This window comes from Embleya sp. NPDC005575 (assembly GCF_040605455.1).
Taxonomy (GTDB): domain Bacteria; phylum Actinomycetota; class Actinomycetes; order Streptomycetales; family Streptomycetaceae; genus Embleya.
Genome location: NZ_JBEXCV010000242.1, coordinates 1 through 8,665 on the forward strand (window position 1 = coordinate 1; position 8,665 = coordinate 8,665).

At 68.6% G+C, this 8,665-nt stretch carries 8 protein-coding genes and 1 pseudogene; 4 read left to right on the plus strand and 5 right to left on the minus strand.

Going from position 1 to position 8,665, the window contains the following annotated elements; translation table 11 throughout:
* Positions 1-368: 368 nt before the first annotated feature.
* From ABZS54_RS40470 to ABZS54_RS40480, 3 genes are all read right to left on the minus strand, one after another.
* Positions 369-635, minus strand: coding sequence for a hypothetical protein (locus ABZS54_RS40470; RefSeq protein WP_355547653.1), 267 nt, complete (start codon positions 633-635; stop codon positions 369-371).
* 145 nt (positions 636-780) lie between these two features.
* Entirely contained in the window at positions 781-1,368 is a 588-nt protein-coding gene (locus ABZS54_RS40475) for a DUF308 domain-containing protein (RefSeq protein ID WP_355547656.1), read from the minus strand.
* A gap of 42 nt (positions 1,369-1,410) precedes the next feature.
* Positions 1,411-3,024, minus strand: coding sequence for a tannase/feruloyl esterase family alpha/beta hydrolase (locus ABZS54_RS40480; protein ID WP_355547658.1), 1,614 nt, complete (start codon positions 3,022-3,024; stop codon positions 1,411-1,413).
* A gap of 481 nt (positions 3,025-3,505) precedes the next feature.
* Here ABZS54_RS40480 and ABZS54_RS40485 point away from each other — a divergent pair, with 481 nt between their 5' ends.
* A complete protein-coding gene (locus ABZS54_RS40485; protein WP_355547661.1) occupies positions 3,506-4,069 on the plus strand; it encodes a CGNR zinc finger domain-containing protein in 564 nt (187 codons plus the stop codon).
* A 434-nt stretch (positions 4,070-4,503) separates the two neighbouring features.
* On the plus strand, positions 4,504-5,067 hold the full coding sequence (locus tag ABZS54_RS40490; RefSeq protein WP_355547664.1) for a hypothetical protein: 564 nt from the start codon (positions 4,504-4,506) through the stop codon (positions 5,065-5,067).
* Between the two features lie 78 nt (positions 5,068-5,145).
* Here ABZS54_RS40490 and ABZS54_RS40495 read toward each other — a convergent pair.
* A pseudogene (locus tag ABZS54_RS40495) lies at positions 5,146-5,582 on the minus strand (FAD-dependent oxidoreductase); the annotation flags it as partial.
* Between the two features lie 95 nt (positions 5,583-5,677).
* A complete protein-coding gene (locus ABZS54_RS40500) occupies positions 5,678-6,124 on the minus strand; it encodes a VOC family protein (protein ID WP_355547667.1) in 447 nt (148 codons plus the stop codon).
* Between the two features lie 698 nt (positions 6,125-6,822).
* Here ABZS54_RS40500 and ABZS54_RS40505 point away from each other — a divergent pair.
* Together ABZS54_RS40505 and ABZS54_RS40510 are read left to right on the plus strand one after the other, a co-directional pair.
* A complete protein-coding gene (locus ABZS54_RS40505) occupies positions 6,823-7,662 on the plus strand; it encodes an oxidoreductase (RefSeq protein WP_355547670.1) in 840 nt (279 codons plus the stop codon).
* Between the two features lie 75 nt (positions 7,663-7,737).
* The gene (locus ABZS54_RS40510) at positions 7,738-8,595 is read left to right on the plus strand and encodes an SDR family NAD(P)-dependent oxidoreductase (RefSeq protein ID WP_355547673.1); all 858 of its coding nucleotides are present in this window, start codon (positions 7,738-7,740) and stop codon (positions 8,593-8,595) included.
* Positions 8,596-8,665: the final 70 nt, after the last annotated feature.

Below are 8,665 nucleotides of genomic sequence, written 5' to 3' on the forward strand. Positions count from 1 at the left end.
GGGCGGCCCCCCCCCCCCCCCCCCCGCTCGGGGGGGCCGGGGGGGGCCCGGGGGGGGCCCCGCCCCCCCGCGCCGTCGGCGCCCGGTCTCGCGGACGAACGACGCCGACCCGGGGCAACCTGCCGTCCGCTCGCCGTCGGCCACCGGTTCGGCGTCGTACCACCGGTCGCCGCCGTTGATTCGGACCCGGGTGGCCGGCGCCCCGGCCCGAAAATCGTTCCGGTTCCCTCGGGCCGTGACCGCCTCCCATGCCTCCCACCCGCCGCGCGTCCCCATCGATGGTGAAGTCTTCGGCGGTGCAATCGCCGGACCTGGCCCGCCGGTTGGTGGCCACAGCGGTAGGTCCGACGGGATCCGGCCCGTACCGATCACGCGCGGACGATCGCAGGCGCGTCGATACGGCCGGCGTCGACCGGATGTTCCGAGGGCGACGGTCGTTCCGCCGGGTCGTCCTGGACGACTCCGGTCGTTTCCGGGTCGCGCACCATCGCGACGATGGCCTCGACCTCGGTGACGGGGTTCGGCGCGTCCTGTTCGCCCGTCTCGGTCGGACCGCCCCGGCGACCGGGCGGGCCGCCCCCGTGCGCTGCGTCAGCCGCCTCGACCAAAACCTCGCCGGGTTCCACACCACGCATCGGCGTCGCGCACCCCCACGACAGCGAACTCCGGCCCCCGAGAACAAGTCTCGGAGACCGGAGTTCCTCGCCGCGGTCGTCGGTCACGATTCGCCACCGGCATCCCGTGGGGGGACGCGGGTCGAGAACAAGCTCCGCAGGAAGGTCAGCTGGTTCGGGTGCCCGGCCGGCGGGCCCTCCAGCCCAGCAGCAGAGCCTGGGCGATGAAGAAGATTCCACCGCCCGTGGCGTACGTCGACAGCACGTCGAGCGAGGGCTTGTCGCCCTGGGCCTGGATGTTGTAGAAGATGCCGACGAGGAAGGACAACCCGCCGGAGATCAGGGTCGGCCACTGCTTGCCGAACTCGGGGCCGCGCCGCCGCAGGCCGACGATCACTTGGGCGACACCGGAGATGGCGGCCCAGGCGCCGAACACATGGAGCACCGGTTCCACGCCGCCCGCGCCTGCGACGCCGACCGCGATGGCGGCCGCCACGCTGAGCACCCCGTTGAACGCCGTGATCCGACGCCCCGAACCAGCGGGGGTGACGCGGTAGTCGATCAGCGAGGACACCGCGTCGATCAGCGGGTAGGCGACCAGCAGGGTGATGGCCGGCGCGTCGACGTCCTCGTGGGCCCGGGCGAACGCCAGGGCCCACACCACGGCCAGCACGCCGCGGCACAGGTAGAGCCTCGGCAGGAAGGATCGCTCGCGGGCCACCCGACTCGACGACGTAGCTGTCTGCGTGCTCATGATGGTTGGTCCTTTCTCACGTCGTGGGGGTCGGCGGCACGGTCAGTGCCGGGACGGGGAAACGCACCGGAAGCTGGAGGCGACGGCCGGGTCTCCGTGGCCCCTGTAGCCGGACACCTGCGGGTAGGTGCACAGGTCACGGGTGACGGTTTGGCCGGAGGCGTTGGTCAGGGTGGCGGGGAGCGTCCTGGGAGCCTTGCCGTGCTCGACCCAGGCGGTCAGGGCGGCCAGGCCGTCGGTCGAGCCGTTGAGGCCGCAATGGGCCGTGCCCGGCGCGAGGAAGAGGCGGTAGAAGTCGTCGACCCGCTTGGCGCCGCCCATCTTCCGCTCGACCTGCTCGCGGTACTGCACGGTGCCCTGGGCGGGGATGAACTGGTCGGCCAGTCCGTGCCATGTCAACAGCTTGCCACCGGAGTTGCGGTAGGCGGACAGGTCGGGGTCGTCCGTACCGATGACCTTGTCGTACTGGGCCTGGGACTGCTTGAACAGCTCCGTGAACTGGCTGTACGTGATCGTCGAGAGGTCGAAGGACGGGTCCTGCTTCAGCCAGAGCCGAACCCACAGGGCGGGCACGGGGAAGGGTGCTCCCGTGACGTTGCCGTCGGCGTCCGGCGCGTTGGTGTTCGCCAGGCCCTTCAGGTCGGCCCCGATCGGGACGCCGGCCCACAGCTTCTTGCCCGAGGGGGTCCGCGGGCCGTCCCAGATCTTTCGCACGACGGCGGCGTCGGCCGCCGTGATGGTCATCTCCTGACCGTTGCACACGACTTTGGTGCCGATCAGCGTGCGGGGGTCGAAATTGCACCGGTCCGGGTCCTCGACCAGGCCGTCCTTGACGCCGTCGCCTGGGTCGCAGGCCTTGACGGCGGCGTCGGTGAAGGTGTCGAGTTCACAGGTGCTCGGGTGGGTCTTCTCGTTGTTCATCACCACCTGCGGCCACAGGGTGGCGACCTCGAACTCGTCCCAGTTGACGGCGGGCGCGCCCGCGAGGATGCCGTCGTAGTCGTCGGGGTAGCGCTGAGCCTCCATGTAGCCCTGGCGTCCGCCGGTGGAGCAGCCGGTGAAGTAGGAGTAGGCGGCGCGCTTGCCGTAGACCGCGTCGACGACCTCCTTGCCGACGACCGCCGCTTCGTGCTGGGAGCGGGAGGCGAAGTTCTGCAACAGCGCGGTGTCGACCCGGCCCTTGTCGTTCAGTGCCCAGCTGGTGTCGAGGACGTCACCGACGCCGGCGTCCGTGGTCGTCGCCGCGTAGCCGTTCTTGACGGCGGTGCCCATACCGACACCTCCGTCACCGGCTCCGTAGGCGCTGCCGCCGAGCGCCTGGAAGCGCCCGTTCCAGCCGGTCACCGGCAGCCAGGTCCGCACCTTGGCGTGGTCACCGTCCCCCGGGTGAGTGAGGGTGACCGTCACGTCGCAGAAGGCCGGGACATCGGCGACCGAGCCGACCAGGATCCCGGTGTTGTTGATGGTCCCTCCCTCGTTGCGGACCGAGGTCACCGACTCCACCCTGGTGCCGGCCGGAGCCTTCACGGAGACGGTCGAGCAGTTGGACGGCGCGGAGTCGGTGGAAATCTCGGCGGCCGCCGAAGCGCCACCCGGAAGGTACACCGCAGCTGCCAGCGGGACGCCGGCCGCGAGAAGGGTCAGAAGTCGCATCATTTCTTTCCTATCGAAGAAGCGAGTGTGCACCGGGCAGCAGCAACACGTGTGCACATCACTTGGGCAGAATGGTGGTCGGTCAACGGGTTCACACGGACAAGCTCCGCATGCACATCTCCGTGACTCGTATGCAACCCGAGGCAGGTTCGTCGACGACCGATCGAGACGTTATCACCGGTTTATACGGTGACGGCAGAGGCGGTGTGAATACCTTCGGCCTGGTCACACCTTGGCAGCCGCCATATGCCGCGACAACAGTCAGTTGACGGTCCTGAGTCACGGACCACCCGTTCTCTCGTCCCGTCGATGGGTCCGATCGGACTCCGCGCAAGGAGCACGTGTTGGGTCATTCGACGGTGCGGGGCCGAAAGCGGCGCACCCCCGACGTCACCCCTTGTCCGCGGTCCCGGTCGTGCGAGTGCACCCCCTGAAACGGTGACGATCCTTGCGTCACGCAGTAGTCACCTGTCAAGATGGTGATGTGAATCTCAACCATGTCTTCGTCTGCGAGCACCCCGCACTGGACTTCGCGGCGACTCTCCGTGCCCGGCGCTCGACACAGTTCGAGATGCTCGTGACGCCTGAGCGGCTCAACGCCTGGTACCGGGAGTCCGGACTGGTGGACACGATCACTCCCGGCGAGGAGCACGACGTGCACGAGGCGACGGTCGTGCGCGAGGCCGTCTATCGGCTCGTCACGGACTGCCGTCTCGGCGAGGAATTCGACCAGGAAGCGCTCGACGTGGTCAACGCCGCCGCGCGCAAAACCCCGGTGACGCCGCAGCTCACCAAGACCGGGCGGCTCGTCGAGGCGACGCCCGCGCAGGCGCTGGCGACCGTCGCCCGACAGGCCGTCGAACTGCTCAGCGGCCCGGACGTCCCGCTGCTGAAGGAGTGTGGCAATCCCGCGTGCACTCGCGTCTACATCGACCGCTCCCGCGGTATGCGCCGCCAGTGGTGCGGCATGGAATCCTGCGGCAACAGGATCAAGGCCGCCGCCTACCGCGCGCGCAAGAAGACCGCGGACGCCGTGGCAGCGCACTGACCCTGACGCCGGGCGTCACACGGCCTCGGCGGGGGCTCCGTCGACCCTCGCGCGGTACGTACACGGCGTATGCCGAGGTGTCGCTTCGAGATGCGTAGAACACTTGAAGCTCACACGACCCTTGGAACCGTCGCAAGGTAAAACTGCTGCATACGTATCGCCCTGCTGTCGCGTCCTTGTCCGGCGGCACATGTGCGCGGACGGTATCCCGCCACGCCCGGAATGCCCGCAGGTCACGTATCCACATCCGCGAAACGACACCGCGGCGTCCGACGTGCAACGTCATGCAGGATCGTCGGCAGGAGCGGGCGCATCGACGCCGGCAGTGCGGGATGAACATGTTTCGACCGATCCTCCGACGTCGACACTTTTCCGCGCGGACACTTCGACACGGGTATCATGCGAAACGTCATCCATCGAAGGAGTGAACGGTTGTGACCAGCCAGTCGACCGCCGCGCTCCGATCGCGGTACGTGGAACAAACCGCATCGGACCTCAAGGAGAACCGTCGGCGACAGCAGGAGTTGGCGGCAAGGATCACGCTGTTGAAACAGGAGGAAGCCCTCCTGACGGACATCCTGGACCTCGCCGAGCGATATGAAGGCTTCGCGGACGCGTCCCGTCTGCCCGAACAGGCACAGGACGAGCCTCTCGCGAAAGCTGAGCGTGCACCCGTCGCTTCGCGGCGTTCGGCGTCGGTCGGGACCGCTCCGGCAGACACCCCGGCGCAGGCCGGCGGGAAGGGGGAACCGCGCCGGCCACGTCTCGGTGAACTCCTGTCGAACTTGCTCGGCACCCACCAGGAGCCACGTCTGGCGAAAGAGTTGCGGGACGAACTTCTGGAGAAGCACCCGGACCGCGACCCCACACCCCAGGTGGTGCGAAACACCTTGGAGTCCCTGGTCGCCAAGGGACATGTCCAGCGCCACAAGCAGCAGCGTTCCGTCATGTACAGCCTGGCGGAGCCGGACGAGGCGAACCGACGTCTGCAATCATGAGTCCCGCCTGGTCTCCAACAGGCGCAGCCACACCTCACTGATGGTGGGAAAAGCCGGTACGGCGTGCCGGAGGCGCTCGACCGGCACGGCGTGGCGGGCGCGCAGGCGGACGGTGTCGCCGTCGGTGGTTTCCACCGACACTTCGCGATCCCCCGTCAGACGTCCGTGGCCACGCAGCAGATCGTGCCGACCGACTTGATCCACTCGGTTTGGCCATCGTCCTTCCAGTCCGCTGACATGCGGTTGCGGTGCGCGAGGACGGCCTCGGCCGCCAGTGGGCCTTTGACTGCGGGGTCGAGCCCGGGAATGTGTACGGCGTCGGCGCGGAACAGAACGGGGCGCAGCAGTGCCTTGCCGGGTTCGCAGGCCCAGTACGAGCACTCGCCACCGACCAGTTCGCTCTCCACGATGACGGTGCTCAGGCCTGCGGCGGTGGTGCGGTCCGCGACGTTCTCGCCGACGGGTCCTGCGCCGATCACTATGACGTCGTAGGTGCGGATGTTCTCGGTCGTCATGAGTACTCCGGTGGACGGGGGCCGGCCGGGTGTCGTCGATCGGTGGTTGGCGTGGCCACCGGGCTCGCGGGGGTCGGCGGTATCGGGACCGGGGCTCATCGGCCGGGGGCGCGCTCGGTGACTTCCTGGAGGAACCACTCGTTGCCGTCGGGGTCCTTGAAGGCCGCGAAGCTGCCGTAGTCGGCTCGCTCGGGGTGCGGACCGGGCACCCGGTGGGTGCCACCGGCGTGGTGGAAGGCGCCCGTTTCGTCGCGGAACGGACCGGAGACCTGCACATCGCGCGCCTCCAGCTCCTCGTATGCCCTGACGATGTCGGTGACGGTCAACTGGAGACCGTGGAGTGTGCCCGCCTCCTGCGTGGTGAGGCCCTCGCCGAAGATGATCGAGCACTCGGAGCCGGGCGGGGTTACCTGCACGATCCGGTAACCGTCGTCGATCGGGAAGTCGGCGTCGAGGCGCCAGCCCAATCGCTCCGCGTAGAAGCTCTTGGCAGCGTCGATGTTGGACACCGGCAGAATGACGACTTCGAGCTTCATGTCCATGGCTGTGATCTCGCTTCCACTTGTTCGACGTTCGGTCGTGGGTGTGGGGGATGCGCGTCGATCTCGCTGTCGGCGAGGGCGACACGTCCCGCATCAGTCCTCTTGAGCATCAGGAGCCGCCGACTGCCGTTTGTGTGTCCCAAGGCCACGGGTGCGTGTGGCTGAGGGGGCAGCAGGCCCCGCGCCGGGGGAGCACGGGGCCTGCGGTCGGAAGGCGGCGCAGGCGGCTCTGGCGATGGTGGCGTTGTCGCGCAACGGCCGGCCGTTGCCTCGGACGGGGAGCACAGGTCCTGGATCAGGACATCGTCTGCATCACCGGTCGAAGCGGTGACGCAATCATGGCGCTCACACATATCACCCGTCAAGCCGGTACTCGAAGTTTCTGTCACCCGGCGAGCTCGCCCATCGCCATGCGCGCCGCATCCGAGCCGGAGCCCTTCATCGCTGGTCAGGCCGCATGCCCGGCGCCGGCGCCCAGGTGCGTAAGTCATGAGACGGATTCGTAGACGCCCGAGCGGAACGCCCCGGCAGTCAAAGGACGGACGTCTCCTGCGGCACGGCGGTCAAGACTGGACGACGTCCCGTTCACACGTTCTCGGTCGAAGCACACGATTTGGCGACTTGCGCCGCGTTGCGCGGCCTCTTCAGGTGCTCCTTTCCCAAGAGTTCGAACAACCGAAGAGGAACAGAGAACACACATGACTCGTACATGGTTGATCACCGGCGCGTCCCGGGGTTTCGGACGCGCCCTGTCGGAAGCGGTTCTGGAGGCCGGTGACCGGCTGCTGGCCACTGCCCGGCGTCCGGAGCAGTTGCAGGATCTGGTCCTCCGCTACGGCGAGCGAGTCCGGGCGGTCCGCCTGGATGTCACCGACACCGCCGCGGCCCATGCGGCGGTTCGGGCGGCTGTCGAGACCTTCGGCCGGTTGGACGTGGTGGTGAACAACGCCGGCTTCGCCAACAGCGGCCCGATCGAGGAAATGACGGAGGGTGACTTCCGCGCCCAGTTCGAGGCGAACTTCTTCGGGGTGGTGAACGTCACGCGGGCCGCGCTTCCGGTGCTGCGCGGGCAGCGTTCGGGAACGTTCGTGCAGTTCTCCTCCCTCGGGGGCCGGGTGGGCGGCACGCCGGGCATGGGCGCCTACCAGAGTGCGAAGTTCGCCGTGGAGGGCTTCTCCGAGGTACTGGCCAACGAGGTCGCTCCCTTCGGCGTCAAGGTCGTCATCGTCGAGCCGGGCGCCTTCCGGACGGATTGGCAGGGATCGTCGATGGAGTTGCACGCCGTGGGTCCCGACTACGAGCAGACCGTCGGCGTCATGAACACCTACCGCGCGGAGAACAACGGCACGCAGCCGGGCGACCCGGTGCGCGCCGCCAAGGTCCTCATCGACGTCGTCAACGACGACGACCCGCCGCGCCGGCTCCTGCTCGGTGCCCAGGCCGTCGCCATGGCCCTGGCAGCGGGCGATGTCCGTGCCGCGGAGACGCGGAAGTGGGCTGCGGCGGGCGGCGCTGCGGACTTCCCTGCCGGGGAGTAGCCGCGCCCCCTCCCTGCTCCCCCGCAACACCCCCGCTCCATGACACCCCCCGCCCCGATTCGAAGGAGATTCCTCATGTCTCGCAAGACCTGGCTCATCACCGGCGCTTCCAGCGGCCTGGGCAAAGCCCTCGCCGAATACGTTTTGGCACAGGGCGACCAGGTGGTGGCGACGGCCAGTTCGACGCAGGCCACCACCGAACTGGCGTCGCGCTACCCGCGGACCGCGCTGGCGATCAGGCTCGACGTGACCGACGCCGCAGACCGTGTCGCGGCGGTGCGCGCCGCCGAGAAGCGCTTCGGTTCCATCGACATCCTCGTCAACAACGCCGCCATCGATTTCGTCGGTGCTCTGGAGGAGCAGGAGGAGAGTGACTACCGCAGGCTGTTCGAGGTCAACTTCTTCGGGGCGGTCGCCCTCACCCGGGAGGTGCTGCCCGGTATGCGCGGCCGGCGCAGCGGCGTCATCGTCAACGTCTCCTCCATGGACGGTCTGGCGAGTCTGCCCGCCAACGGTTTCTACTCCGCAAGCAAGTTCGCGTTGGAGGGCTTCACGGAGGCCCTGTGGCAGGAGATCGCACCCATCGGCCTGCACGCGATGATCATCCAGCCCGGTTCCTTCCGTACCGGCATCGAGAACCGGACGAGGGTGTCCGGCGAGGCCATCGAGGACTACGCGGCCACATCCGGGGCCTTTCGCGCCATGATGGGCAGCCTCACCCCCGAGATGTTCCCCGGCGACCCAAAGCGGGCCGCCGAGACGATCTACGAGGTCGCCACCGCGCCGGAGCCCCGGCACTGGGTCGTTCTGGGCAGCGACGCCCAGCGGCGCATCGGCGTCAAGCTCGGCCGGTTGACGGCCGAGTTCGAGGCCGGCAAGGAGCTCGCGTTCGGCACGGACTTCCCCGGGGCCGCGGACAACGCGGTGCTCTGAAACGGACTCGGGCGGGGGGGGGCGGGGGGCCCCGGGGGACGGTCGGTTGGGGTGAGTCGTGGGATGGGTC

Bases quoted from the DNA above. Each gene is read 5' to 3' on its own strand.
- ABZS54_RS40480 (WP_355547658.1), bottom strand. From the start codon at position 3,024: ATGATGCGACTTCTGACCCTTCTCGCGGCCGGCGTCCCGCTGGCAGCT.
- ABZS54_RS40510 (WP_355547673.1), top strand. From the start codon at position 7,738: ATGTCTCGCAAGACCTGGCTCATCACCGGCGCTTCCAGCGGCCTGGGC.
- ABZS54_RS40505 (WP_355547670.1), top strand. From the start codon at position 6,823: ATGACTCGTACATGGTTGATCACCGGCGCGTCCCGGGGTTTCGGACGC.
- ABZS54_RS40475 (WP_355547656.1), bottom strand. From the start codon at position 1,368: ATGAGCACGCAGACAGCTACGTCGTCGAGTCGGGTGGCCCGCGAGCGA.
- ABZS54_RS40500 (WP_355547667.1), bottom strand. From the start codon at position 6,124: ATGGACATGAAGCTCGAAGTCGTCATTCTGCCGGTGTCCAACATCGAC.
- ABZS54_RS40470 (WP_355547653.1), bottom strand. From the start codon at position 635: ATGCGTGGTGTGGAACCCGGCGAGGTTTTGGTCGAGGCGGCTGACGCA.